The 24,189-nt window shown below is 70.3% G+C and carries 24 protein-coding genes and 1 tRNA gene; 13 read left to right on the top strand and 12 right to left on the bottom strand.

Going from position 1 to position 24,189, the window contains the following annotated elements; all coding sequences use genetic code 11:
- Nucleotides 1–66 precede the first annotated feature (66 nt).
- Both OG432_RS17180 and OG432_RS17175 read right to left on the bottom strand, forming a co-directional pair.
- Nucleotides 67–1,368: an HTTM domain-containing protein gene (locus tag OG432_RS17180; RefSeq protein ID WP_328311816.1), complete on the bottom strand. Its 1,302-nt coding sequence runs from the start codon at nucleotides 1,366–1,368 to the stop codon at nucleotides 67–69.
- Complete coding sequence (locus OG432_RS17175) at nucleotides 1,365–2,276, bottom strand: DUF5819 family protein (RefSeq protein ID WP_328311815.1); 912 nt, start codon at nucleotides 2,274–2,276, stop codon at nucleotides 1,365–1,367. The genes OG432_RS17180 and OG432_RS17175 overlap by 4 nt, the downstream gene beginning before the upstream one ends.
- 135 nt (nucleotides 2,277–2,411) lie before the next feature.
- Between OG432_RS17175 and paaA the strand changes: the two genes are divergently transcribed.
- The 6 genes from paaA (at nucleotide 2,412) to OG432_RS17145 (ending at nucleotide 7,381) form a co-directional block, all read left to right on the top strand.
- Entirely contained in the window at nucleotides 2,412–3,401 is a 990-nt protein-coding gene (paaA, locus tag OG432_RS17170) for a 1,2-phenylacetyl-CoA epoxidase subunit PaaA (protein WP_328311814.1), read from the top strand.
- Nucleotides 3,398–3,685 carry a 1,2-phenylacetyl-CoA epoxidase subunit PaaB gene (gene paaB, locus OG432_RS17165; protein WP_328311813.1) on the top strand — a complete coding sequence of 96 codons (288 nt, stop codon included), beginning with the start codon at nucleotides 3,398–3,400 and terminating at the stop codon, nucleotides 3,683–3,685. Before paaA ends, paaB begins: the two co-directional genes overlap by 4 nt.
- A complete protein-coding gene (paaC, locus tag OG432_RS17160; protein ID WP_328311812.1) occupies nucleotides 3,682–4,401 on the top strand; it encodes a 1,2-phenylacetyl-CoA epoxidase subunit PaaC in 720 nt (239 codons plus the stop codon). The genes paaB and paaC overlap by 4 nt, the downstream gene beginning before the upstream one ends.
- Nucleotides 4,395–4,898 (top strand): 1,2-phenylacetyl-CoA epoxidase subunit PaaD, encoded by a 504-nt coding sequence (paaD, locus tag OG432_RS17155; RefSeq protein ID WP_328311811.1) that lies wholly within the window; start codon nucleotides 4,395–4,397, stop codon nucleotides 4,896–4,898. The genes paaC and paaD overlap by 7 nt, the downstream gene beginning before the upstream one ends.
- A complete protein-coding gene (locus OG432_RS17150; protein WP_328311810.1) occupies nucleotides 4,899–5,951 on the top strand; it encodes a 2Fe-2S iron-sulfur cluster-binding protein in 1,053 nt (350 codons plus the stop codon).
- 287 nt (nucleotides 5,952–6,238) lie between these two features.
- Nucleotides 6,239–7,381 (top strand): acyl-CoA dehydrogenase family protein, encoded by a 1,143-nt coding sequence (locus OG432_RS17145; protein WP_328315136.1) that lies wholly within the window; start codon nucleotides 6,239–6,241, stop codon nucleotides 7,379–7,381.
- Nucleotides 7,382–7,409: 28 nt separating this feature from the next.
- On the opposite strand, the gene OG432_RS17140 is transcribed toward OG432_RS17145, so the two are convergent.
- From OG432_RS17140 to OG432_RS17125, 4 genes are all read right to left on the bottom strand, one after another.
- Nucleotides 7,410–7,754, bottom strand: a complete 345-nt coding sequence (locus OG432_RS17140; RefSeq protein ID WP_328311809.1) for a rhodanese-like domain-containing protein — start codon at nucleotides 7,752–7,754, stop codon at nucleotides 7,410–7,412.
- A gap of 44 nt (nucleotides 7,755–7,798) precedes the next feature.
- Nucleotides 7,799–8,635 carry a hypothetical protein gene (locus OG432_RS17135; RefSeq protein WP_443058576.1) on the bottom strand — a complete coding sequence of 279 codons (837 nt, stop codon included), beginning with the start codon at nucleotides 8,633–8,635 and terminating at the stop codon, nucleotides 7,799–7,801.
- Nucleotides 8,636–8,715: 80 nt separating this feature from the next.
- Nucleotides 8,716–10,182: a DUF2252 domain-containing protein gene (locus OG432_RS17130; protein ID WP_328311808.1), complete on the bottom strand. Its 1,467-nt coding sequence runs from the start codon at nucleotides 10,180–10,182 to the stop codon at nucleotides 8,716–8,718.
- A gap of 362 nt (nucleotides 10,183–10,544) precedes the next feature.
- Nucleotides 10,545–10,627, bottom strand: a tRNA-Leu gene (locus OG432_RS17125).
- Nucleotides 10,628–11,004: 377 nt separating this feature from the next.
- On the opposite strand from OG432_RS17125, the gene OG432_RS17120 reads away from it, so the two are divergent.
- The 6 genes from OG432_RS17120 to pknB all read left to right on the top strand — a co-directional run bounded on the left by OG432_RS17120 (nucleotide 11,005) and on the right by pknB (nucleotide 19,152).
- Nucleotides 11,005–11,865: a DUF3662 and FHA domain-containing protein gene (locus tag OG432_RS17120; RefSeq protein WP_328311807.1), complete on the top strand. Its 861-nt coding sequence runs from the start codon at nucleotides 11,005–11,007 to the stop codon at nucleotides 11,863–11,865.
- 10 nt (nucleotides 11,866–11,875) lie between these two features.
- Entirely contained in the window at nucleotides 11,876–12,412 is a 537-nt protein-coding gene (locus OG432_RS17115) for an FHA domain-containing protein FhaB/FipA (protein ID WP_328311806.1), read from the top strand.
- A gap of 129 nt (nucleotides 12,413–12,541) precedes the next feature.
- A complete protein-coding gene (locus OG432_RS17110; RefSeq protein ID WP_328311805.1) occupies nucleotides 12,542–14,023 on the top strand; it encodes a Stp1/IreP family PP2C-type Ser/Thr phosphatase in 1,482 nt (493 codons plus the stop codon).
- 26 nt (nucleotides 14,024–14,049) lie between these two features.
- The gene (locus OG432_RS17105; RefSeq protein ID WP_328311804.1) at nucleotides 14,050–15,471 is read left to right on the top strand and encodes an FtsW/RodA/SpoVE family cell cycle protein; all 1,422 of its coding nucleotides are present in this window, start codon (nucleotides 14,050–14,052) and stop codon (nucleotides 15,469–15,471) included.
- Entirely contained in the window at nucleotides 15,468–16,937 is a 1,470-nt protein-coding gene (locus OG432_RS17100; RefSeq protein WP_328311803.1) for a peptidoglycan D,D-transpeptidase FtsI family protein, read from the top strand. Before OG432_RS17105 ends, OG432_RS17100 begins: the two co-directional genes overlap by 4 nt.
- Before the next feature lie 187 nt (nucleotides 16,938–17,124).
- A complete protein-coding gene (pknB, locus tag OG432_RS17095) occupies nucleotides 17,125–19,152 on the top strand; it encodes a Stk1 family PASTA domain-containing Ser/Thr kinase (protein ID WP_328311802.1) in 2,028 nt (675 codons plus the stop codon).
- Nucleotides 19,153–19,284: 132 nt separating this feature from the next.
- Here the strand turns inward: pknB and OG432_RS17090 are convergent, their stop codons facing one another.
- The 6 genes from OG432_RS17090 to OG432_RS17065 form a co-directional block, all read right to left on the bottom strand.
- Nucleotides 19,285–20,022: a class E sortase gene (locus OG432_RS17090; RefSeq protein WP_328311801.1), complete on the bottom strand. Its 738-nt coding sequence runs from the start codon at nucleotides 20,020–20,022 to the stop codon at nucleotides 19,285–19,287.
- Between the two features lie 26 nt (nucleotides 20,023–20,048).
- Nucleotides 20,049–21,347 (bottom strand): class E sortase, encoded by a 1,299-nt coding sequence (locus OG432_RS17085; RefSeq protein ID WP_443058403.1) that lies wholly within the window; start codon nucleotides 21,345–21,347, stop codon nucleotides 20,049–20,051.
- Complete coding sequence (locus OG432_RS17080; protein ID WP_328311799.1) at nucleotides 21,278–21,916, bottom strand: aminodeoxychorismate/anthranilate synthase component II; 639 nt, start codon at nucleotides 21,914–21,916, stop codon at nucleotides 21,278–21,280. Before OG432_RS17080 ends, OG432_RS17085 begins: the two co-directional genes overlap by 70 nt.
- Nucleotides 21,913–22,092 (bottom strand): hypothetical protein, encoded by a 180-nt coding sequence (locus OG432_RS17075; RefSeq protein WP_328311798.1) that lies wholly within the window; start codon nucleotides 22,090–22,092, stop codon nucleotides 21,913–21,915. Before OG432_RS17075 ends, OG432_RS17080 begins: the two co-directional genes overlap by 4 nt.
- A 68-nt stretch (nucleotides 22,093–22,160) precedes the next feature.
- Nucleotides 22,161–22,874: a class E sortase gene (locus OG432_RS17070; protein WP_328311797.1), complete on the bottom strand. Its 714-nt coding sequence runs from the start codon at nucleotides 22,872–22,874 to the stop codon at nucleotides 22,161–22,163.
- Nucleotides 22,875–22,897: 23 nt separating this feature from the next.
- Nucleotides 22,898–23,710 carry a DUF881 domain-containing protein gene (locus tag OG432_RS17065; protein WP_443058402.1) on the bottom strand — a complete coding sequence of 271 codons (813 nt, stop codon included), beginning with the start codon at nucleotides 23,708–23,710 and terminating at the stop codon, nucleotides 22,898–22,900.
- Nucleotides 23,711–23,846: 136 nt separating this feature from the next.
- On the opposite strand from OG432_RS17065, the gene crgA reads away from it, so the two are divergent.
- Nucleotides 23,847–24,101: a cell division protein CrgA gene (gene crgA, locus OG432_RS17060; RefSeq protein ID WP_267059063.1), complete on the top strand. Its 255-nt coding sequence runs from the start codon at nucleotides 23,847–23,849 to the stop codon at nucleotides 24,099–24,101.
- The last annotated feature ends 88 nt before the right edge of the window (nucleotides 24,102–24,189 follow it).

The following is a 24,189-nucleotide window of genomic DNA, read 5'->3' as shown; positions in this document are numbered from 1 at the left end:
CGGCCGGGGTCTCCTCGACGCCGGCCGGGGTGGTGTCCTCGGCGCGGGCCGGCTGTTCGGTGCTGCTCACCCCACGAGCGTACGGGGCCTTTCGACCTCGTCCGCCCCCTGTCCGCGCTGCCCGGGAAGGCGCGCGCCCGGCCGCAGCCGGCCCGCGTAGGCCCCCACCCGGCGCAGGAAGGACGTCGGAAGGAACACGGCGTCGGCGGCGATCATCGCGAGGGAGAAGAACGGCAGGCCCAGCAGGACCGCGATCCCGGCGTGCTCCAGCATCATCGCCACCAGCAGCACGTTCTTGACCCGGCGGTTGAACAGCGTGAACGGGAACGCCACCTGCACCATGACCGTTCCATAGGTGAGGAGCATGACGATCACGCCGCTCGTGCCCAGCAGGGAGGAGAGTTCGGGCCACGGCGAGAAGTAGTCGAGCTTGAGCGGGTAGAACAGCGCCGTGCCGTCCTGCCAGCGGCTGCCCTGGATCTTGTACCAGCCGGCGGTCGCGTAGACCAGGCAGACCTCCGCCATGATCACGACCATCGCGGCATTGTGGACGAGGTTGGCGAGGACGTCGAGCAGCGCCCGCGCGTCGGCGCCCGCGTACCGGTGGGCCGCCCACCACAGCCCCTGCGCGGCCCACATGCCCCAGAACACGACCCACAGCCACCACTCGCCGGCGCCGAAGACACCGGCCCCGGACGTACGCCAGGTACCGGCCAGCAGCGCGAGTCCGCACACCGCCCACAGCACCGGGCCGACCCGGTCCCGGCCGCCGCGCGCGAGGCGCCGCGCGTCCAGCGACCAGACGCGGGCGCACCGCGTGAAGACGAGATAGATCGCCATCAGGTGGATGACGTTGTCACCGCCGTCCCCCGCGAAGACGGAGCGATTCTGCAGAGAGAGCACGCCGATCATGAAGACGACGGACATGGTGCGGGTGCGCCAGCCGAGCAGGAGGAGCACGCTCGACACGACGGCGAGCGCGTACACGACCTCGAACCAGACGGTGCTGTCGCTCCACAGGAGCACGGTGAACGCGTGGTTCCCGTCCACCAGACGGTTGCCGAGGCCCCAGCTCCAGGGTCCGTCGGGGCCGTACAGCTCACGCCGGTTGGGCAGCTCGCGCAGCAGGAAGAACAGCCAGGTCGCGGAGAAACCGATCCGTACGACGGCGCTCTGGTACGGGCCGAGGGCCGCGGCCGAAGCGACCCGCACGGCGCGCGCGGCCCACGTCTCGCCGGGGCCGGGGGGCACCTGGGCGGGGCCGGGGGTGGCGGAGGTGTGGATGGCGCCGGTGCCTGCGGGCGGTCGGGAGGTACCGGTGGCCGGGGAGCGGTGGCCGGCCGGCTCGTCGTGGTCGTACGTGGTCACCGCTGCGCCTCCGTGCGTGCGTCGCCGGCGCCCTTGGGCAGGTCGGCCGGGCCCACCGTCCACCAGGGGATCACCCGGTAGGACGGCCGGGTGTCGGTCTTCTCGTCGCTCCATGACGGGCCCTTGACGGAGATCGTCATGGACCGGAGCTGGATCCGGTCGACCGTGCCGCCGTCGCGGTGCGCGCCGAGCCTGAGCATCACGATGCGCCGCAGGTACTGCTCGGACAGCTCGCCGCGCAGGCCGTTCGGCTTGTTGTCGTCGGTGTGGGACCCGACGAAGAAGTCCCAGCCGCGGCGCAGTTCGTTCTGCTCGGTGTGACTGGGCAGCGGGTTGTGGCGGATGGCGGCGCCGTCCTGGGCCGAGAAGTCGATCCAGTCGGTGGTCCTGGTGCTGCCGTCCGGCAACTTGATCTCGGCACGCCCCTGGACGTCGATGTTCTGCTGGAGCGGATTGGGCGCGAAGAGCTTCCAGTTCTGCTCGAACTCGGGGTAGATCCAGTCGTCGACCGCGGTGCCGTACTGCTTGCTGATGGTGTTGGACGGTGCGACGTGCAGGAACACCATCCCGATCTGCACCAAGGCGATCACGCCGACGACCGCGAGCCCGACGGCGGCCACCGCCTGGAACCGGACGGGCAGCCCGGCGATCCCCTGCGGGGCCTCGCCCTCGCCCCCGCCACCGCCACCGGCGTCCGAGAGGTCCCCGGCGGGGTCGCGCGGCGCGCCGGACGGCCCGGATGGGGGGCCGGTTTCCGGGACGGATTCCGGGGCGGATTCCTGCCCCGCCGGGGCTGCCCGCTCGCTCGTCACCGGGTCGCCGGAGCCGTCCGCACCCACTCCGACCTGCTCGGATGCGCTGTCCTCGGCCCTGCTCCCGGCACTGGCCCCGTTCTTGTACGAATCCATCCCGCCCCGATCGGCACCCGCTGAGTTATCCACAGGGTTGACACCCTACGGGCCGTCGACTCACCATTGAAGTCACTGGACCGAACGATCGGTCGGTTGATGGACCACCGCACAGCAGCTCGGCAGGGGGCCTGAATGACCGGAGTGACCGCGACAGCCACGGCAGCCGCAGAGACGGGCGACGCGCACCGGGCGGTGTTCGACGCGGCCGTCGCCGCGGACGAGCGGATCGAGCCGCGCGACTGGATGCCCGAGGAGTACCGCTCCTCGCTGGTCCGCCAGATGGCGCAGCACGCCCATTCCGAGATCATCGGCATGCAGCCGGAGGCCAACTGGATCACCCGCGCCCCGTCCCTGCGCCGCAAGGCGATCCTGATGGCGAAGGTCCAGGACGAGGCGGGCCACGGCCTCTACCTGTACAGCGCGGCCGAAACGCTCGGCACCGGCCGCGACGAGCTCCTCGACAAGCTGCACTCGGGCCGCCAGAAGTACTCCTCGATCTTCAACTACCCCACCCTGACCTGGGCCGACGTCGGCGCGATCGGCTGGCTGGTGGACGGCGCGGCGATCACCAACCAGGTCCCGCTGTGCCGCTGCTCCTATGGGCCGTACGCCCGCGCGATGGTCCGCATCTGCAAGGAGGAGTCCTTCCATCAGCGCCAGGGGTTCGAGCTCCTGCTGGCACTGTCCCGGGGCACGCCCGAGCAGCACGCCATGGCGCAGGACGCGGTGAACCGCTGGTGGTGGCCGTCGCTGATGATGTTCGGCCCGCCCGACGACGCCTCGGCGCACTCCGCCCAGTCGATGGCCTGGAAGATCAAGCGGCACTCCAACGACGAGCTGCGCCAGCGTTTCGTGGACATAGCGGTCGGCCAGGCCGAGGCCCTCGGGCTGAGCCTGCCCGACCCCGATCTGCGCTGGAACGAGGAGCGCGGCCACCACGACTTCGGCGAGATCGACTGGACGGAGTTCTGGGAGGTCCTCAAGGGCAACGGCCCCTGCAACGAGCAGCGGATCACCCAGCGCCGCCGTGCCCACGAGGAAGGCGCCTGGGTCCGCGACGCGGCCGCCGCCTACGCCACGAAGCAGCAAGCGCAGCACGCGAACGGAGAGGCAACGGCATGAGCACGCACGACTGGCCGCTGTGGGAGGTGTTCGTGCGCTCGCGCCGCGGGCTCTCCCACACCCACGCGGGAAGCCTGCACGCGCCCGACGCCGAGATGGCCCTGCGCAATGCCCGCGACCTCTACACCCGCAGGTCGGAAGGCGTCTCCATCTGGGTCGTGCCGTCCGCGGCGATCAGCGCGTCCTCGCCCGACGAGAAGGACGCGTTCTTCGACCCGGCCGCCGACAAGCCCTACCGCCACCCGACGTTCTACGAGATCCCCGAAGGGGTGAAGCACCTGTGACGGCCATCGTCTCGGCGGACGCCGCCCTGGCCCTCGGCGACGACGCGCTCGTGCTGTCGCACCGGCTGGGGGAGTGGGCGGGCCACGCGCCCGTGCTCGAAGAGGAGGTCGCCCTGGCCAACATCGCCCTCGACCTGCTCGGCCAGGCGCGGGTCCTGCTCTCCCAGGCCGGCGACGAGGACGAGCTGGCCTACCTCCGCGAGGAGCGGGCCTTCCGCAACCTCCAGCTCGTCGAGCAGCCCAACGGCGACTTCGCCCACACCATCGCCCGCCAGCTGTACTTCTCCACGTACCAGCACCTTCTCTACGGCGAACTGGCGCAAGGCGAGAGCGAGTTCACCGCCCTCGCGGCGAAGGCGGTCAAGGAGGTCGACTACCACCGCGACCACGCCGAGCTGTGGACGCTGCGCCTGGGCGACGGCACCGAGGAGAGCCACGGACGGATGCGGCAGGCCGTGGACGCGCTGTGGCGCTACACCGGCGAGATGTTCCAGCCGATCCCCGGCATCGACCTCGACTGGGCCGGCCTGGACGCACGGTGGACGGCATCGGTGACCTCGATCCTGAGCCGGGCCACCCTGACCGTTCCCGAAGGCCCGCGCGCCGGAGCCTGGGCGGCGGGTGCGGGCCGGCAGGGCCTGCACACCGAACCGTTCGGGCGGATGCTCGCCGAAATGCAGCACCTGCACCGCAGCCACCCGGGGGCGTCATGGTGACCGACACCCGCCCCACCCCGCTGGAGAGCGAACTGCGGCGCCTCGCCGGTTCCGTCCCCGACCCCGAACTGCCGGTCCTGACCCTCGACGAACTCGGCGTGCTCCGCGCCCTGCACGTCGAGGCGCCCGGCAAGGTACGGGTCGAACTCACCCCCACCTACACCGGCTGCCCCGCCGTCGAGACCATGACCTCGGACATCGAGCGCATACTGCACGACCACGGCATCCCGGAGGTGTCGGTCGTGCGCGTCCTGTCGCCCGCCTGGTCGACCGACGACATCAGCGCCGAAGGGCGCCGCAAGCTCGCCGAGTTCGGCATAGCTCCCCCGCGCCCGCACACCGCGGAGGGACCGGTCGCGCTCACCCTGTCGGTGCGCTGCCCGCACTGCGGATCCACCGACACCGAGCTGCTCAGCCGCTTCTCCTCGACCGCGTGCAAGGCGCTGCGCCGCTGCGTCTCCTGCCGTGAACCGTTCGACCACTTCAAGGAGTTGTAGATGTTCCATCCGCTCCGGGTCAGCGAGGTAGAGCGGCTCACTGACGACGCGGTGGCCGTCACGTTCGCCGTACCGCCCGAGCTTCGCGAGGCCTACCGCCACCGCCCCGGCCAGCACCTCGCCCTGCGTCGCAGCGTGGGTGGCGCGGAGATCCGCCGTACGTACTCGATCTGCGCGCCCGCCGTCGAGGCGCCGGACGAGCCGGTGCTGCGCGTCGGCATCCGCGTCGTGGAGGGCGGCGCGTTCTCCACGTACGCCTTCAAGGAACTCGCCGTCGGCGACACGGTCGACGTCATGGAGCCTATGGGGCGCTTCGTCCTGCCGCCGCGCCCCGGCCATTTCGCGGCGATCGTCGGAGGCAGCGGCATCACCCCGGTCCTGTCGATCGCGGCGACACTGCTCGCCCGCGAGCCCGAGGCGCGGTTCTGCCTCATACGCAGCGACCGCAGCGCCGCGTCGACGATGTTCCTCGAAGAGACGGCCGACCTGAAGGACCGCTATCCCGAACGGTTCCAGCTGGTCACCGTGCTGTCCCGGGAGGAACAGCAGTCCGGGCTGCCCTCCGGCCGGCTCGACCGCGCGCGGCTGGACACCCTGCTGCCCGCGCTGCTTCCGGTGGCCGACATCGACGGCTGGTTCCTGTGCGGGCCCTTCGGCCTGGTCCAGGGAGCCGAGCGGGCGCTGCGCGGCCTCGGCGTCGACCGCACCCGTATCCACCAGGAGATCTTCCACGTCGATGCGGCGCCGGTCGCGGTGGCCGCGGCGGCCGCCCCCTCGCGTGCCACCCTCACCGCGACGCTGGACGGCCGTTCGGGCAACTGGCCGGTGCGCGAGGGCGAATCCCTGCTGGAGACGGTGCTGCGCGCCCGCGCCGACGCGCCGTACGCCTGCAAGGGCGGGGTGTGCGGGACGTGCCGGGCCTTCCTGGTCAAGGGCGAGGTCCGGATGGAGCGCAACTTCGCGCTGGAGCCGGAGGAGACGGAGGCGGGCTATGTCCTCGCCTGCCAGTCGCACCCCGCCACGGGGGAGGTGGAGCTCGACTTCGACCGGTGAGGGCCGCTGAGGGCCGCTGAGGGCCGGTGAGGGCCGGTGAGGACCGGGGCGCCCGGGGCCATGGGTGTCCGGGGCCATGAGTGTCCGGGGCCATGGGTGTCCGGCGGTGCTGGGCAGCCGGCCCCCGGGCTGCCGGTCGGTGGAGCGTGCCCTCGGTGGAGCGTGCCCATTCCCATCCCGTAGAACCTGTTCTATCTTGACGATCCGTCAGATCCGGTAGGGCGACGCGCCGTTCGCGCGGCGGCGCCCACCCCGGAGAGAACCGGTGCGTGCGGGAGGACAAGGCCGTGGACTTCACCTTCACCGAGGAGCAGCAGGCAGCCGTCGAGGCCGCCAAAGCCGTCTTCTCCGGCGTCGCACCCGACGCGGTACCCAGCCCCGCTCTCACCGCGGGCGCCGTCGCCGACGACTTCGACCGCGGCCTCTGGGCCAAACTCGCCGCGTCCGACCTGCTGAGCCTGGTGCTCGACGCCGAGTACGGCGGAGCCGGCCTCGACCCCGTCGCCCTGTGCCTGCTGCTGCGCGAATCGGCCAAGGTCCTGGCCCGGGTTCCCCTCCTGGAGACGAGCGCGGTCGCCCTGGCCGTACAGCGGTACGGCCAGGCCGAGTTGCGCCACGAGCTGCTGCCCGCCATCGGGCGGGGCAACCTCGTCGTCACCGTCGCCGCCAACGGCCGCACCGGCCACGACGGCGCCGAACTCGCCGTCACCGCCCGCCGGGACGGCGACCACTGGGTGCTGGACGGCGCCCAGACCGCGGTCCCGTGGGCCCAGACCTGCGACCGCGTCGCTGTGCCCGCCCACACCGCCGAGGGACACACCGTCCTGGCCCTGGTCCCCCGCGACCACCGGGGCATCGCCCTCGCCGACCAGATCTCCACCAGCGGCGAACGCTTCGCCGAACTCCACCTCGCATCCGTACGGCTCACCGCGTCCGCGGTCATCGAGGCGGACGGCGCCTGGGAGTGGCTGCACCATCTGCTCGCCACCGGAACCTGCGCCCTGGCTCTCGGCCTCGGCCAAGCCGTCCTCGCCATGACCGGCCAATACACCGGAAAGCGCGAGCAGTTCGGACACCCGGTCGCCACATTCCAGGCGGTCGCCGTCCAGGCCGCCGACCGCTACATCGACCTGCGTGCCATGGAAGCCACGCTCTGGCAGGCCGCCTGGCGCATCAGCACCGGCGCCCCGGGCGCCCTGCCCGTCGCCGCGGACGTATCGGTCGCCAAGATCTGGGCCTCCGAAGGCGTGCGCCGCGTCGTCCAGACCGCCCAGCACCTGCACGGCGGATTCGGCGCCGACACCGACTACGCGCTGCACCGCTACCACGCCTGGGCCAAACAACTGGAGCTGTCCCTCGGCCCCGCCGCCGCCCACGAGGAAGCCCTCGGCGACCTCCTCGCCGCCCACCCCCTCAGCCAGACCGCCTGAGCGCCGGGCCGGGCGGGCAGCGGGCCCGTCAGACGACCGTGCCCGGCGCGCCCGCGGCGTCGACGACCTTGCGGCCCGCGGCCTCCCACACCTGCATGCCGCCGTCGACGTTCACCGCGTCGATCCCCTGCTGCACCAAGTACTGCGTGACCTGTGCCGACCGTCCGCCGACCCGGCACATCACATACGCCCGGCGGCCGTCCGCGACCGCCTCCGTCACCTCGCCGAAGCGGGCCACGAACTCGCTCATCGGCACATGCAGCGCGCCCTCGGCATGCCCCGCCGCCCACTCGTCGTCCTCACGGACATCGAGGACCAGGGCGTCGGCCGGCACCTCGGCGACATCCACCGAGGGCAGCTGGGCGAAATTCATGGGTCATGCCTTCTCTCGTACGAACCCGGCAGGTTCTGCGAACGCTACTGCACCAGCTTCGCCAGCTCCGTCTCACGACCGGCCACCTCGGCCAGCAACTGCTCCGCGATCTCCTCCAGGAGACGGTCCGGATCGTCCGGTGCCATCCGCAGCATCGAACCGATCGCGCTGTCCTCCAGTTCACGGGCCACCAGCGCCAGGAGCTCCTTGCGGCGGCTCAGCCACTCAAGGCGCGCGTACAGCTCCTCGCTCTCGCTGGGCCGCGCCTCGGCCGGCACCGGGCCCGCCGCCCACTCCTCGGCCAGCTCCCGCAGCAGCGCCTCGTCGCCCCGCCCGTACGCGGCGTTGACCCGGGCGATGAACTCGTCCCGCCGTGCGCGCTCCGTGTCGTCCTGCGCCAGATCCGGGTGCGCCTTGCGCGCCAGCTCGCGATAGAGCCTGCGCACCTCCTCGCTCGGCCGGACCCGCTTGGGCGGCCGCACCGGCTGGTCGGTGAGCATCGAGGCGGCCTCGGGGGAGAGGCCGTCGGAGTCCATCCAGTCGTGGAAGAGCTCCTCGACCCCCGGCATCGGCATGACCGCCGCCCGCGCCTCCCGCGCCCTGCGCAGGTCCTCGGGGTCGCCGCTCCGCACCGCCCTGGCCTCGGCGATCTGCGCGTCCAGCTCATCGAGCCTCGCGTACATCGGGCCGAGCCGCTGGTGGTGGAGCCGGGAGAAGTTCTCCACCTCGACCCGGAAGGTCTCCACGGCGATCTCGAACTCGATCAGCGCCTGCTCGGCCGCCCGCACCGCACGCTCGAGCCGCGCCTCCGGCCGCTCGGCCCCGGCCTGCCCGCCCAACGGCGCGCCCGTCTCGCCCCCCGCGGCTGCCGGGGTGCTCAACGGGTCTTCGTTCCGGGCAGTCGTACCGCCTGCAGCTTCGTCCGTCACCGGTCCAGCGTAAGGGCGGCGAACGCGGCACCTCACACCCCCGCCTCCGCCGGGATGCGGCCGGCGCGCACGGCTGCGGCCAGGGTCGCGTGGTCGGCCTCCGTACGGTCGGCGTAGGTCACCGCGAAGGCGGCCACCGCGTGGTCGAACTCCTCGTTCTTTCCGCAGTACCCGGCTATCAGCCGGGGGTCGGCGCTGTGCGCGTGGGCGCGGGCGAGCAGCGCTCCCGTCATGCGGCCGTAGTCGTCGAGCTGGCCGGCGGCGAGCGCGGCGGGGTCGACGCTGCCCTTGCGGTTTCTGAATTGCCGTACCTGGTAAGGCAATGCGTTCACGGTCGTCCAGCCGAGCAGGATGTCGCTGACCACCTGCATCCGCTTCTGCCCGAGCACCACGCGCCGCCCCTCGTGCCCGGCTTCGGCCGGCTGGAAGCCCTCCTTCGGCAGGTGCGGCAGCAGCACGGAGGGCCTGGCCTCCTTGACCTGGAGCACGAGGGGTTCGCCCCGGTGGTCCAGGAGCAGCACCACGTACGAGCGGGTGCCGACGCTTCCGGTGCCGACGACGCGGAACGCGACGTCGTGGATGGCGTAGCGCGCGAGCAGCGGCCGCAGGTCTTCGGGCAGCGTGTGCAGGTACTGCTCCAGCGAGGCGGCGACGGCCGTGGCTTCGGCGTCGGTCACGCGGCGCAGCACCGGCGGCGCGTCGACGAAGTGGTGGTTGCCGTCCTTGTCATGTTCGGTCGCCTTGGCGGCGAAGCGCGCGCTGGTGTTGTTGCGAGCCTTTTCGGCGACGCGTTCCAGGGTGCCGATGAGGTCGTGGGCGTCGGCGTGGGAGACGAGTCTCTCGTCGGCCATCGCGTTCCAGGCGTCGAGGGCCGGCAGTTTCGCGAGCAGGCGCATGGTGCGGCGGTAGGCGCCGACGGCGTCGAACGCCGCGGCGCGGCAGGTGGTCTCGTCGGCGCCCGCTTCGCGGCCCGCCAGGACCAGCGAGGCGGCGAGCCGTTTCACGTCCCATTCCCAGGGGCCGGTCACGGTTTCGTCGAAGTCGTTCAGGTCGATGACGAGGCTTCCTCGCGCGTCGCCGTACAGCCCGAAGTTGGCGGCGTGGGCGTCTCCGCAGATCTGTGCGGCGATTCCCGTGACGGGAGTGCCGGCCAGGTCGTGTGCCATGAGTCCGGCGGAGCCGCGAAGGAAGGCGAAGGGACCGGCGGCCATGCGGCCCACCCGTATCGGTGTGAGCTCGGGCACCCGGCCCGCGTTGGACTCCTCGACCGCGCGGACGGCGTCGGGCCGGTCGGCGGCCAGGAGCAGCGAGTCGTGGGCGCCGCGCGGGATCCGGTCCCGCAACGCCTTTCCTTCGGCCTTGGGCGACCGCTGGGCCGTGCGGTGTGCCGTGCCCGGTGGGTGGGGGCGGCGGGCGAACCCGGGGACGCCGGGAATCCGCCCCTGTCCGTCCGTCCCCTCGGCTCGTGGCGCCGGGACCACCGTGTCGATCTCTCCCATGGCGTGCCGCCTCCCCCGTCTCGTACGACGCCGCTCGCACGGAGCCGCCACACGATCAACTGCCCCTGACGGTACAGGCGCTGGCGCACACCCGCCCTGCCCTGTGGACAACTCTCCGATCGGGGCCGTTTCACGTGAAACCGCCCGATGCCCCGCGCCGCCTCACCAGGTTTGCGCGGCCCGTGACGCGACATATGACACAGAGCGGAGAACGGAGCCGGGGAACGGGATCCAGGTACGGGACCGGACGGAACAGGAAACGGAACGGAACGGAGCGGGGCATGAGACGCCAGGCGCGTGCGACCGGCACGACATACGAAGGAAGCCCCGCAGATCCGGGGATCTGCGGGGCTTCTGACTTGTGCGCGAGGGGGGATTTGAACCCCCACGTCCCGAAGGACACTGGCACCTGAAGCCAGCGCGTCTGCCGTTCCGCCACTCGCGCAAGAGTGGTGTGCTGGGCTCTCTCACTTTTCGGTGCGATTGCCTGGCGACGTCGAGAAGATTAGCACGCTGGACAGGGTGGATTCACATCGGTTGTTTGCGGCGACCCTGGTGGGGAGGGACAAGGCGCAGGGAGGCAACCCCCGGCATCGTTACCCGCTCCTCCACAGTGCACCCCGGGTGCGGGACACTGTCGGGAAGCCACCTCTACGATCCGTACGAGAGGTGTGTGTGAGAGGTGACACTCGTCCACAGGGCACAGAAGGGGAACCAGCCGATTTCCCGACGCGTGGATACGATCAGTAAGCAGTACCAAGAGAACGACCCGGAGCAGAACCGGCAGCATCACCAGGACGGCAACGACGGAGGAGGTGCCCCATGGGAGTCCTGAAGCGTTTCGAGCAGCGGCTCGAAGGCCTGGTCAACGGCACCTTCGCGAAGGTCTTCAAGTCCGAGGTCCAGCCCGTCGAGATCGCCGGCGCGCTCCAGCGCGAGTGCGACAACAACGCGTCGATCTGGAACCGGGACCGCACGGTCGTCCCCAATGACTTCATCGTCGAGCTGAGCGCTCCCGACTTCGAGCGGCTCAGCCCGTACTCGGGGCAGCTCGGCGACGAGCTGGCCGGCCTGGTGCGCGACTACGCGAAGCAGCAGCGCTACACCTTCATGGGCCCGATCAAGGTGCACCTTGAGAAGGCCGATGACCTCGACACGGGTCTGTACCGGGTGCGCAGCCGCACGCTCGCGTCCAGCACCGACCAGCAGGGCGGCCAGGGCGCGGGCCCCGGCGGCCCGCAGCGTCCCGCGCCCGCGGCCCCTCAGGGTGGCGGTTACGGCTACCCGCCGGCCGCCGGCTCGGCGCCGCCCATGCCCACGGCGCCGCCTCCGGGCCGTCCCGCCGGTTCGCCCGCCGACCGCCGTCCGGCGGCCCCGGGGCCGATGCCGGGCGGACACGGTCAGGTGCGACGCTGGATCGAGATCAATGGCACCCGCCATCAGATTTCCCGCCCGACCCTGGTCCTTGGCCGCAGCACCGATGCGGACGTGAGGATCGACGATCCCGGCGTTTCGCGCCGGCACTGTGAGATCCGGACCGGAACGCCCCCGACGATCCAGGATCTCGGGTCCACCAACGGCATCGTGGTGGACGGGCAGCACACCACCCGCGCTACGCTCCGCGACGGCTCGCGGATCGTCGTGGGCAGCACCACCATCGTTTACCGGCAAGCCGAAGGGTGAAGCGGGGGCAATGTCAGAGCTGACCCTCACGGTCATGCGGTTGGGTTTCCTCGCCGTACTGTGGCTGTTCGTCATCGTGGCCGTTCAGGTCATTCGCAGTGATCTGTTCGGCACGCGTGTCACCCAGCGCGGTTCGCGCAGGGGCAATGAAGCAGGCCGGCAGCAGCAGACCGGCCGGCAGTCCGCCGCTGCCGCGACGCCGCCGCCGCAGCGCGGCCAGCAGCAGGGTGGCGGCGGGCGTCAGCGCCGCGGCGCCCCCTCCAAGCTGGTCGTGTCGGAGGGCACCCTGACCGGCACGACGGTCGCCCTCCAGGGCCAGACCATCTCGCTGGGCCGGGCGCACGATTCGACGATCGTCCTGGACGACGACTACGCGTCGAGCCGCCATGCCAGGATCTACCCGGACCGGGACGGCAATTGGATCGTCGAGGATCTCGGGTCCACCAACGGCACCTATCTGGACCGGACCCGGCTCACCACCCCGACCCCGATTCCGCTGGGCGCGCCGATCCGCATCGGCAAGACCGTCATCGAGCTGCGGAAGTAGTACGACAATGAGCGAGCGGAGCGAGCGAGCCGCGACGGTCCCCAGGGACCGGGGCGGGCTCCCGACCGGAGGGTGGGCAGTGTGGCTCGACATGACCGGCCGTACCCCGAGCCGACGGGCGAGGTGCGCATGAGTCTGTCCCTGCGTTTCGCCGCCGGATCGCACAAGGGCATGATCCGCGAGGGGAACGAGGACTCCGGTTACGCCGGCCCTCGTCTGCTGGCCATCGCGGACGGCATGGGTGGTCAGGCCGCCGGTGAGGTCGCCTCCTCCGAGGTGATCTCCACCCTGGTCACGCTCGACGACGACGTACCCGGCTCCGACATCCTCACGTCGCTCGGCACCGCCGTGCAGCGGGCCAACGACCAGCTGCGCATGATGGTCGAGGAGGACCCCCAGCTGGAGGGGATGGGCACCACGCTCACCGCTCTGCTGTGGACGGGCCAGCGCCTCGGTCTCGTGCACGTGGGCGACTCGCGCGCCTATCTGCTGCGCGACGGTGTCCTGACCCAGATCACCCAGGACCACACCTGGGTGCAGCGTCTGGTCGACGAGGGCCGCATCACCGAGGAAGAGGCCACCACCCATCCGCAGCGCTCGCTCCTGATGCGCGCCCTGGGCAGCGGCGACCACGTCGAGCCCGATCTGTCGATCCGTGAAGTGCGGGCCGGCGACCGGTACTTGATCTGTTCCGACGGCCTGTCGGGCGTGGTCTCCCACCAGACGATGGAGGAGACCCTCGCCAGCTACCAGGGCCCGCAGGAGACCGTGCAGGAGCTGATCCAGCTCGCGCTGCGCGGCGGCGGCCCCGACAACATCACGGTGATCATCGCCGACGTCCTCGACGTCGACGCCGGGGACACCCTGGCGGGCCAGCTCAACGACACGCCGGTGATCGTCGGCGCGGTCGCCGAGAACCAGCTGCAGCTGAACGACGGCGGCGCCATGCAGACCCCGGCGGGCCGCGCCTCCGGGCTCGGCAGGCCCGCGCCCGCGCCCGCCCCGACGGGCGGCTTCGGCCCGCCCGGCAGCGGCGACGACAGCGGCTACGGCAGTCCCCCCGAGGGCGCCTTCGGCTCGTACACGGACGAGGACTTCGTCAAGCCGGACCGGCGCCGCAAGGGCCGGTGGATCCGCAGATCCCTGTTCATCGTGCTGGCCCTCGCGGTCGTCGGCGGCGGCCTGTACGGCGGCTACCGCTGGACGCAGACGCAGTACTACATCGGCACCAACAGCGACGGCACTCCGCATGTGGCGCTGTACCGGGGCATCAGCCAGGACCTGGCGTGGGTGAAGCTCTCCAAGGTGGAGACCGACTACCCCAAGATCGAACTCAAGTACCTCCCGCAGTACCAGCAGAACCAGATCGACTCCACCATCGCGGCGAACAGCCTCGACAAGGCGCAGGCCAAGATCCAGGAGTTCGCGACGCAGGCATCCGCCTGCCAGAAGGAGGAGGAGCGCCGCGCGGCGGAGAGCAACAACTCCGCGAAGCCCGGCAAGGGTGCCACCGGCACCCCGTCCGACAAGACCACCACCGCATCTCCCACACCCGGCCCCAGCCTCTCGGAGGACGAGCAGAAGCTGGTCTCGCAGTGCGGTAAGCAGTAGGCAGCCGTAGGGGGCCTTTCCACACCATGAGCGTTGTCACCAACACGACCACCATTGGCGCGATCGAAGCACCGAGCCGCCGCAACACCGAGCTGGCCCTGCTGATCTTCGCGGTGGCCATCCCGGTGTTCGCGTACGCCAACGTGGGGCTTGCCATGACCGGCAAGCTTCCCTCCGGCATGCTCGGATACGGTCTGGGCCTCGGCCTGATGGCGGGTGTGGCGCACTTGGTGGTGCGCAAGTTCGCCCGGTACGCCGATCCGCTGCTGCTGCCGCTCGCGACGCTGCTCAACGGGCTCGGCCTCGTCCTGATCTGGCGGCTCGACCAGTCGCCGCGGCTGATCCAGCGCGCGAAGTCCGCCTGGGGCAAGTTCTCCCCCGACGCACCCCATCAGCTGCTGTACACCGCGATCGGCGTGGCCCTGTTCGTCGGTGTGCTGCTGCTCCTCAAGGACCACCGCATCCTGCAGCGCTACACGTACATCTCGATGGCCGTGGCGCTGTTCCTGCTGGTGCTGCCGATGTTCTTCCCGGCGGTCAACGGCGCCAAGATCTGGATCTCGATCCCCGGTCTCGGCACCATCCAGCCCGGCGAATTCGCCAAGATCATCATCGCGATCTTCTTCTCCGGCTACCTGATGGTGAAGCGCGACGCGCTCGCCCTGGCCAGCCGCCGGTTCATGGGCCTGTACCTGCCGCGCGGCCGTGACCTCGGCCCGATCCTGGTGATCTGGGCGCTGTCGATCCTGATCCTGGTCTTCGAGACCGACCTCGGCACCTCGCTGCTGTTCTTCGGCCTGTTCGTCGTGATGCTGTACGTGGCGACCGAGCGCACCAGCTGGATCGTGTTCGGTCTGCTGATGTCGGCGGTCGGCGCGGTGGCGGTGGCCTCCTTCGAGCCGCACGTCCAGTCGCGTGTGAACGCCTGGCTCGACCCCTTCGCCTGCTACACGAGCGACAAGACCGGTGCCTGCGAGCAGATCGGCCAGGCCATCATGTCGTTCGGCTCCGGCGGAACCCTCGGCACCGGACTCGGGCAGGGCAACTCGGACCTGATCGGCTTCGCCGCCAACGCCGACTTCATCCTCTCCACCGTCGGCGAGGAGCTGGGCCTGGCCGGAATGATGGCGCTGCTGCTGATCTACGGCCTGATCGTGGAGCGGGGCGTGCGCACCGCGCTCGCCGCACGCGACCCGTTCGGCAAGCTGCTCGCGATCGGCCTGTCCGGCGCCTTCGCGCTCCAGGTCTTCGTGGTGGCCGGCGGTGTGATGGGCCTCATCCCGCTGACCGGTATGACCATGCCGTTCCTGGCGCAGGGCGGATCGTCCGTCATCGCCAACTGGGCGCTGATCGGCATTCTGATCCGGATCAGCGACACCGCCCGCCGTCCCGCTCCGGCTCCCGCCCCGTCCCCCGACGCCGAGATGACCCAGGTGGTCCGCCCGTGAACAAGCCCCTGCGCCGGATCGCGATCTTCTGCGGGCTGCTCATCCTCTCGCTGATGATCCGCGACAACTGGCTCCAGTACGTCCGGGCCGACGAGCTCAACGCCAACGAGCACAACCGGCGGGTGGAGATCGAGCGGTTCGCCCACGAGCGCGGCAACATCATCACGGCCGACGGTCAGACGATCACCGGCTCCACGGAGACCTCCGGCAACGACTTCAAGTACAAGCGGTCCTGGAAGGACGGACCCACGTGGGCACCGGTCACCGGGTACGCCTCGCAGGCGTTCGGTGCCACCCAGCTGGAGAACCTGGAGGACGGCATCCTCTCCGGCACCGACAACCGGCTCTTCTTCGACCGGACGATGTCGATGTTCACCGGGGACAAGAAGAAGGGTGGCAATGTCATCACCACCCTCAACAGCAAGGCCCAGAAGGCCGCGTTCGACGGGCTGGGCGACAAGAAGGGCGCCGTCGCCGCCATCGACCCGCGCACCGGTGCGATCCTGGCGCTGGCCTCCACGCCGTCCTACGACCCGTCCACCTTCGCGGGCAACACCAGCAAGGACTCCAAGGCCTACAACGCCCTGCAGAAGAAGGTCGACCCGGACGACCCGATGCTGAACCGCGCGCTGCGCCAGACCTACCCGCCGGGCTCGACCTTCAAGGTGGTCACCGCCGCGGCCGCGCTGGAGAACGGCCTGTACTCCGGGATCGACGATCCGACGAAGTCGCCGGTGCCGTACATCCTGCCGGACACCGACCACCAGCCACTGAACAACGAGGGCAACATCCCCTGCGAGAACGCCACCCTCAAGGTGGCGCTGCAGTGGTCCTGCAACACCGTCTTCGGCAAGATCAGCGCGGACCTGGGCAACGACAAGATGAAGGCCGAGGCCGAGAAGTTCGGCTTCAACAAGGAGATCTTCAACCCGGTCCGCACGGACGCCAGCGTCTACCCGAAGGACAACCGTCCGCAGAACGCCATGGCGGGCATCGGCCAGGCCTCGAACCGCGCCACGCCGCTCCAGATGGCCATGGTCGCCTCGGCCGTCGCCAATGACGGCAAGCTGATGAAGCCCTACATGGTCGACCAGCTCCAGGCGCCGAACGTCGACGTGCTCTCCAAGACGCAGCCCGAGCAGATGAGCCAGCCCATGTCGGCAGCCACCGCGCAGAAGCTCCAGAAGATGATGGAGTTCGTGGTCACCGACGGCACCGGCAAGGCCGGGCAGATCAACGGCATGACCGTCGGTGGCAAGACCGGTACCGCCCAGCACGGCGTGGGCAACAAGGACAATCCGTACGCCTGGTTCATCTCCTACGCCAAGTCGGGGGACGGCTCCCCGGTGGCGGTCGCCGTCGTGATCGAGGGTTCCGACACGACGCGTGACGACATCGCGGGCGGCAAGCTCGCGGCCCCCATCGCCAGGGATGTCATGAAGGCGGTACTCGACGGCAAGAAGTGACCCGGGCCGTTTCACGTGAAACATCGTCCGTTTCACGTGAAACATCACACGTGCCCTGTACCGGTCCGGTATCAGGTGACGGCCGCGAGCTGATCGGCTTGCGGTGCCCGGTAGCGTATGCGCGAACAGCACACCGCCGGACCACCCATGGGTACGGTCGGGACAGACGGAGAGGGCTGGATTAGCTATGGAAGAGCCGCGTCGCCTCGGCGGCCGGTACGAGCTGGGCCAGGTGCTCGGCCGTGGTGGCATGGCCGAGGTCTACCTCGCGCACGACACCCGGCTCGGCCGCACCGTCGCCGTGAAGACGCTGCGGGCCGACCTCGCCCGCGACCCGTCCTTCCAGGCCCGGTTCCGCCGTGAGGCCCAGTCGGCCGCCTCGCTCAACCACCCGGCGATCGTCGCTGTCTACGACACCGGCGAAGACTACGTCGACAACGTCTCCATCCCGTACATCGTGATGGAGTACGTCGACGGTTCCACCCTGCGTGAGCTGCTGCACTCCGGGCGCAAGCTGCTGCCCGAGCGCACCCTGGAAATGACCATCGGCATCCTCCAGGCCCTGGAGTACTCGCACCGCAACGGCATCGTCCACCGTGACATCAAGCCGGCGAACGTCATGCTGACGCGCACCGGCCAGGTCAAGGTCATGGACTTCGGCATCGCCCGCGCCATGGGCGACTCCGGCATGACGATGACGCAGACCGCCGCCGTGATCGGCACCGCCCAGTACCTCTCCCCCGAGCAGGCCAAGGGCGAGCAGGTCGACGCGCGAAGCGACCTGTACTCGACGGGCTGCCTGCTGTACGAGCTGCTCACCGTCCGGCCCCCCTTCGTCGGGGACTCTCCGGTCGCGGTGGCCTACCAGCACGTACGCGAGGACCCGCAGCCTCCGTCGAACTTCGACTCCGAGATCACGCCCGAGATGGACGCCATCGTCCTGAAGGCTCTGGTCAAGGACCCCGACTACCGCTATCAGTCGGCGGACGAGATGCGCGCCGACATCGAGGCCTACCTCGACGGGCAGCCGGTCGCCGCGACCGCGGCCATGGGCGCGGTCGGCTACGGCAACGGGTACGACGGCTACGGCCACGACCAGGCCACGACGGCGCTGCGCCAGGCCGACACCGGTGGCGGCCAGACCTCGATGCTTCCGCCGGTCAACCCCGACGACGGCGGCTACGGCTACGACGACCGCCCCGGCCGGCGGCGCCAGAAGAAGTCCAACACCTCGACGATCCTGCTGATCCTGGCGGGCGTCCTGGTCCTGGTCGGCGCGATCCTGATCGGCAAGGCCGTCTTCAGCGGGGGCGCCGACAGCACCACGGTGAGCGTGCCTCGGCTCGTCGGCAGCAGCCAGGGCGACGCGGAGAAGCTGGCGACCAACGTCGGCGTCAAGATGTCCGTGGACAAGAACGAGCCGTGCGCGGACCAGCCCCAGGGCAACATCTGCACCCAGAGCCCGGCGAGCGGCGACATGAAGAAGGGCGAGACCGTCTCGGTCACCGTCTCCACGGGCGCGCCCAAGATCGAGGTCCCGGACGTCACGCAGAAGGACAAGGACAGCGCCACCCAGCTGCTCCAGAAAAAGGGCTTCCAGGTGAAGACCAAGGAGGTCGAGTCCAGCTCGGCCCCCGGCACGGTCGACAAGCAGGACCCGACGGGCGGTTCGCAGGCCGAGAAGAACTCGACGGTCACGCTGACGATCGCCAAGAAGCAGACCACGAACCTGCCCGACGTGACGAACCACGACTACACCGCGGCCGTCCAGCAGCTCAGTGCCCTCGGCTTCACCAACGTCTCCCGCCAGGACGTCGACAACGACAAGCCGCTCAACCAGGTCGTGTCGATGACCCCCACCGGGAACACCCCGCAGGCCAAGGACGTCCAGATCGTACTGAGGGTCTCCAAGGGCCCGCAGACGTCCCCGACGCCCGGCCAGGCCCAGATCCCGGGGAATCTGGCCGGCATGACCGTCAAGAAGGCCACCCAGACGCTGAACGAGGCCGGATTCAGCAACGTTCAGTTCGCGCCGGGCAGTTCGAACGACGACAAGGCCCGTGTCCTCACCGTGACGCCGGGCGGCGGCACCATGGCCGACCCGAGCCAGCCCGTCACGCTGACCACCATCGGCGGCGGCGGCGGTGGAGGCGGCGGCGGCGGCGGCGGCGGCGGACAGAACGACACCGGATGGCCGGGCTGGCCCGTCGACTAGACGGTCACGGCTCACGGCACTGAGCCCCGGCGCCCGATGAGGGTGCCGGGGCTCAGTGGTGTTCGGGCCACGGGATGCCGGGCCGCCCTCTTCGGTGTGCACCGCGCTCCCGACGCGGTACGGGCCGCGGCCCTACCGCAGTTCGGCGGGCGGCGTCCGCTTCGCGTCGACCTTCTCCGTGCGCACCAGCTCGCCCCACACGATGTAGCGGTACTTCGAGGTGTAGACCGGGGTGCAGGTCGTCAGGGTGATGTACTGGCCGGGCTTCTTCACGCCCGAGCCCTTCGGGACGGGCTGGAGGACGTCGACGTTGTACTTCGAGGTCTCGGGCAGCTCGGCGAACACCTTGTAGACGAACCAGGTGTCCTTGGTCTCGAAGACGACCGGATCGCCGGTCCTCAGCTTGTCGATGTTGTGGAACTTGGCCCCGTGGCCGTCCCGGTGGGCGGCGAGCGTGAAGTTGCCGCTCGTGGCCGTACCGGGGAGCGTCGCCTTGACGGGGTCCGTGTAGTAGCCGGCGACACCGCCGTTCAGGACGTCGGTGTCGGTGCCCTTCTTGACGAGCACTTCGCCGTTCTTCATCGCCGGGACGTGCAGGAAGCCGATGCCACCCTTGGTGTCGAGCGCGCCGGGCCCGGCGGCGGCCGCCCAGTCGCGGCGCACGCTGTCGCCCTGCGCGGAGGCCTCGCGGTCGGCGACGACGTTGGTCCACCACAGCGAGTAGACGACGAACAGACCGAGCACCAGGCCTGCTGTGATGAGGAGTTCACCCAGAACGCTGATGACCGCGGCGACGGCTCCTCGCCCGCGCCGGGCCGGAGCGGGCCCGGGGACGCCGGTCCGCTCCTCGTGGTCGGTTCCTGCAGCCACCGCACCCGCCCCTGCTGTCCGTTCGGTCATCCCACGAGCGCGTCGGGCTTGCCCTTGCTGCGCGGCCGGTCGTCGACCATCTTGCCCCACACGATCAATCGGTAGGTACTCGTGAATTCCGGCGTGCAGGTCGTCAGCGTCAGATAACGGCCGGGCTTGGTGAATCCGGACCCGACGGGGATCGGCTTGAGCACCGAGACGTTCGACGGCGGGGTCTGCGGCAGTGCACTGGTGATCTCGTACGTGTAGTACGCGTCCTGCGTCTCGACGATGACCTTGTCGCCCGCCTTCAGCCGGTTGATGTACCGGAAGGGCTCGCCATGGGTGTTGCGGTGGGCGGCGACCGCGAAGTTGCCGGTCGCGTCCGAGGGCATGGCGGTCTTGAGGCCGGCTTCGTCGTAGTGGCCGATCATGCCCTTGTCGAGGACCTTCGCCTTGCTGGTGCCCTGCGCGATCGGGGCGACGATGTCCAGCTTGGGGATGTGCATGATGGCGAAGCCCTGACCCGGCGCGAACGTGTCGGGCTTGCGCCCGTCCGCCCAGTCCTGGGCGATCTTCTTGGCCGCGCTGCCCGCTTCCTGGTGGGCGCGGACATTGGTCCACCACAGCTGGTACGTCACGAACAGGAGCATCACCACGCCCAGCGTGATGAACGCTTCGCCCACCACCCGGCTGGCGACCACCGCCGCACTGTCCTTGCGCGCCTTGGCCGCCCGGCGCGCCTCGGCCCGGGTCGGACGCCGCCCGTCCGGCGCGGGGGCGGGCACGGAGGCGGGCGCGGGAGTCGCGCGTCCCTTGCCCTTGGCCGCCTTGCGCCGCTCGGCCCGGCCACCGGTGGCCGGCGGCACCGACGTGGCAGACGGCTCGTAGTCGGCTATCGGCTCGAAGACGGCGGTCGGTTCGGGGACGGCCGACGACCCGGCGGCCATCGGCCCGGGGACAGCCATCGGCCCGGAGATGCCGGGGCCGGGGCCGGGTATCGGGGGCGCGGCCCGGTTCACGGGTTCGGCGGGCGGCTCCGGTGCCGGGTACCAGCCCTCCTGGGGCGCGGGCGCCTGCTCGTGCCACGCGGCGGGCGCCGGGGCGTGAGCAGGCGCGGGTCCCGGGCCGGGGACCGGCGCGGGCCCGTATACGGGCTCCTGTACGGGGGCTGAAGCGCCGGGCGCCGGCTTGTCGGCACGGAACCACGGCGACCCCGCCGCCGGTGGCAGCGGGTCCGTCAGCGGGTCGTACTCGTCCTCCGGGCGCACCGGAGTCACGCCGCGGCCTTGCCCACCACCGGCGCGAGCCCCGCCGAGCGCCCGACGGCCCCCGCGTCCCCGCATCGCACCAGCCAGTTGGCCAGCATCCGGTGGCCGTGCTCGGTCAGCACCGACTCGGGGTGGAACTGGACGCCCTCGACCGGCAGTTCACGGTGGCGCAGCCCCATGATGATGCCGTCCTCGGTGCGGGCGGTGACTTCGAGCTCGCCCGGCAGGGTGGCCGGTTCGGCGGCCAGCGAGTGGTAGCGGGTCGCCGTGAACGGGGAGGGCAGGCCCGCGAAGACGCCGGCGCCCTGGTGCAGCACCGGCGACGTCTTTCCGTGCAGCAGCTCGGGGGCGCGGCCCACCACACCGCCGTACGCGACCATCATCGACTGCATGCCGAGACAGACACCGAAGACGGGGACGCCGGTCGCCGCGCAGTGGCGCACCATGTCGACGCAGACGCCCGCCTGTTCGGGGGCGCCGGGTCCGGGCGAGAGCAGGACGCCGTCGAAGTTGTCCTGGGCGTGACCGAGCGAGACTTCGTCGTTGCGGACGACCTCGCACTCGGCGCCGAGCTGGTACAGGTACTGGACCAGGTTGAAGACGAAGCTGTCGTAGTTGTCGACTACGAGAATGCGTGCGCTCACCGGACTGCTGTCCCCATCCCCTGGTCCACCGTCACGTCGTTGAACGGAAGCAGAGGCTCCGCCCACGGGAAGACGTACTGGAAGAGCACGTAGACGACGATCAGCACCATCGCGAGCGAGATGAACGCCCGAAGCCACGCGTTGCCCGGCAGATGCCGCCAGATCCAGCCGTACATGCTGTCCCCGCTGTCCCTTCCGACGATCGTTACGGCACCAGAGTAAGGGCCGGGGCTGTGGAGTGGGGTCAGCCGTCCAAAGCCGGGGGTCCGCCCCGCGTCACGGGCTGCGTGGAGTCGAGGTGTCCCCATGCGATCAGGCGGTGGCTGCTGCCCCATTCCGGATCGCAGGTGGTGAGGGTCAGATAGCGGCCCGGGGAGCGGAAGGGCGACTTGGCGGGGACGGCGTCGATGACGCCGACGTCGCTGGGCACGGTCCGGTAGGGCTTGTTGTCGATGCGGTAGGTGTACCAGGTGCTGTCGTCGCGCAGGACGACCGCGTCCCCCGGCCGCAGTTCGGGGAAGTCCTTGAACGGGTCGCCGTAGGTGCGCCGGTGGCCGGCGACCGAGAAGTTGCCCTGCTGGCCCAGCGGGGCGGTGTTCGCGTAGTGCCCGAGGCCCTTCTGGAGGTCCTTCACGGCGGTGCCTTCGAGGACCGGCTCGTGCCAGTCCTTGCCGAGCCGCGGGATGTACATGACGGCGAAGGAGCGGCCTTCGGCGTACGCGGCGGGAGCGGGCGGCCCCTCGGACCCGGCCGGTGCGGTGCTCTGCGGGGACGCGGCCGGACGGGGCGGCGGGCTCTGGGCGGCCCACTGCCGCTGGAGGCTGGACATCTGGTCGCTCGCCGCGTGGTCGGCCTTCACGCCCGTCCAGTACAGGAGATAGACGACGAACAGGACGATCACGGTGCCGGCGGTGATGCACAGTTCGCTGAAGGACCTGACGACGATCCGCACGGACATCGGCGGTGTCCCCTTCCGCGCCGCTACTGCACCGGTTTCGCGTAGTGGAGATCCACTGTGCCCGAGTAGGCGGCGAGAGTCATCGTCTTGTGCTCGTCGACTTTCCAGCCGAGCCCGTACGCCTTCACGTACAGCTGGTAGTTCTGGATCGCCGGCGAGGCGTTCAGGGCGGCGCGCAGCTTCCCCGTGCCGCCCACCGCGGTGATCTTGTACGGGGGCGAGTACACGCGGCCCTGGAGGATCAGGGTGTTGCCGACGCAGCGGACCGCGCTGGTGGCGATCAGGCGCTGGTCCATGACCTGGATGCCCTGGGCGCCGCCCTGCCACAGCGCGTTGACCACGGCCTGGAGGTCCTGCTGGTGGATGACGAGGTCGTTGGCCTGGGGGGTGGGGTAACCGGGGGCCGCGGTGGCGTTGGGCGGGGCGTCGTCGAGGGTGACGGTGAGCGCCTTGCCGGAGACGGGCGCGGTGCCCGAGGCGTCCTTGAGGCCGTTGAGGAGCTGGTCCTCGGCCTTGGTGGAGCCGTCGTCGCGCTGGGCGAGCGCGTCCACGTCGCCGCGGAGCGCGGCGGTGGTGTCGCCGAGCTCCTTGTTCTTGTGGTCGCGCTGCTTGATCAGGTCCGACAGCTTCAGGAGCGAGGCGTCGGTGCGGATGTTGGTGCCCTTGGCCGTGTTGAAGCTGGTCACGAAGATGAGGCCGGCGAGCGCGAACACGGCGGCGGAGAGCAGCCGCACGGGTCGGCCGCGCAGGCGTCGCCGGGGCTGCTCGGGGACCCCGGCGAGGGAGTCGCGGGGCTGCTCGGGGACCCCGTCGGGGGAGTCGGCAGAATTGCTCAACGTACCCTTATCTCCTTCGGCGCCACGGAAGCACTACGCTAACGGACGCTTGGGGGAGGCTTCCCCCGCAGTCCGTCCCCCGGCGCCGCCACAGTTCCCTGCGCGGTCACGCAGCGCATCGACAGGAGAGTTCCTCGTGCCGAAGTCACGTATCCGCAAGAAGGCCGATTTCACGCCGCCGCCCCCGAAGCAGGCGACTGCCATAAAGCTGGGCAATCGCGGCTGGGTGGCCCCGGTGATGCTGGCGTTCTTCCTCATCGGTCTTGCCTGGATCGTCCTCTTCTATGTGACCGAGGGCGATCTGCCGCTCAGCGCGCTCGGCAACTGGAACATCGTCGTCGGTTTCGGCTTCATCGCGGGCGGCTTCGGCGTCTCCACGCAGTGGAAGTAGCGGCCGAAAGCAAGCTCTGCCCCTAGTTATCCACAACGCTATCCACGGGGAGTGGATAACTCAGACGATCTGTGGATAACTTCCGGGA

This window comes from Streptomyces sp. NBC_00442 (assembly GCF_036014195.1).
In the GTDB taxonomy this organism is placed as follows: domain Bacteria; phylum Actinomycetota; class Actinomycetes; order Streptomycetales; family Streptomycetaceae; genus Streptomyces.
This window is presented reverse-complemented; position numbering and strand designations above follow the sequence as displayed.

Bases quoted from the DNA above. Each gene is read 5' to 3' on its own strand.
- OG432_RS17175 (WP_328311815.1), bottom strand. From the start codon at position 2,276: ATGGATTCGTACAAGAACGGGGCCAGTGCCGGGAGCAGGGCCGAGGAC.
- paaA (WP_328311814.1), top strand. From the start codon at position 2,412: ATGACCGGAGTGACCGCGACAGCCACGGCAGCCGCAGAGACGGGCGAC.
- paaB (WP_328311813.1), top strand. From the start codon at position 3,398: ATGAGCACGCACGACTGGCCGCTGTGGGAGGTGTTCGTGCGCTCGCGC.
- paaD (WP_328311811.1), top strand. From the start codon at position 4,395: ATGGTGACCGACACCCGCCCCACCCCGCTGGAGAGCGAACTGCGGCGC.
- OG432_RS17150 (WP_328311810.1), top strand. From the start codon at position 4,899: ATGTTCCATCCGCTCCGGGTCAGCGAGGTAGAGCGGCTCACTGACGAC.
- OG432_RS17140 (WP_328311809.1), bottom strand. From the start codon at position 7,754: ATGAATTTCGCCCAGCTGCCCTCGGTGGATGTCGCCGAGGTGCCGGCC.
- OG432_RS17130 (WP_328311808.1), bottom strand. From the start codon at position 10,182: ATGGGAGAGATCGACACGGTGGTCCCGGCGCCACGAGCCGAGGGGACG.
- OG432_RS17120 (WP_328311807.1), top strand. From the start codon at position 11,005: ATGGGAGTCCTGAAGCGTTTCGAGCAGCGGCTCGAAGGCCTGGTCAAC.
- OG432_RS17115 (WP_328311806.1), top strand. From the start codon at position 11,876: ATGTCAGAGCTGACCCTCACGGTCATGCGGTTGGGTTTCCTCGCCGTA.
- OG432_RS17110 (WP_328311805.1), top strand. From the start codon at position 12,542: ATGAGTCTGTCCCTGCGTTTCGCCGCCGGATCGCACAAGGGCATGATC.
- OG432_RS17105 (WP_328311804.1), top strand. From the start codon at position 14,050: ATGAGCGTTGTCACCAACACGACCACCATTGGCGCGATCGAAGCACCG.
- pknB (WP_328311802.1), top strand. From the start codon at position 17,125: ATGGAAGAGCCGCGTCGCCTCGGCGGCCGGTACGAGCTGGGCCAGGTG.
- OG432_RS17085 (WP_443058403.1), bottom strand. From the start codon at position 21,347: ATGCGGGGACGCGGGGGCCGTCGGGCGCTCGGCGGGGCTCGCGCCGGT.
- OG432_RS17075 (WP_328311798.1), bottom strand. From the start codon at position 22,092: ATGTACGGCTGGATCTGGCGGCATCTGCCGGGCAACGCGTGGCTTCGG.
- OG432_RS17070 (WP_328311797.1), bottom strand. From the start codon at position 22,874: ATGTCCGTGCGGATCGTCGTCAGGTCCTTCAGCGAACTGTGCATCACC.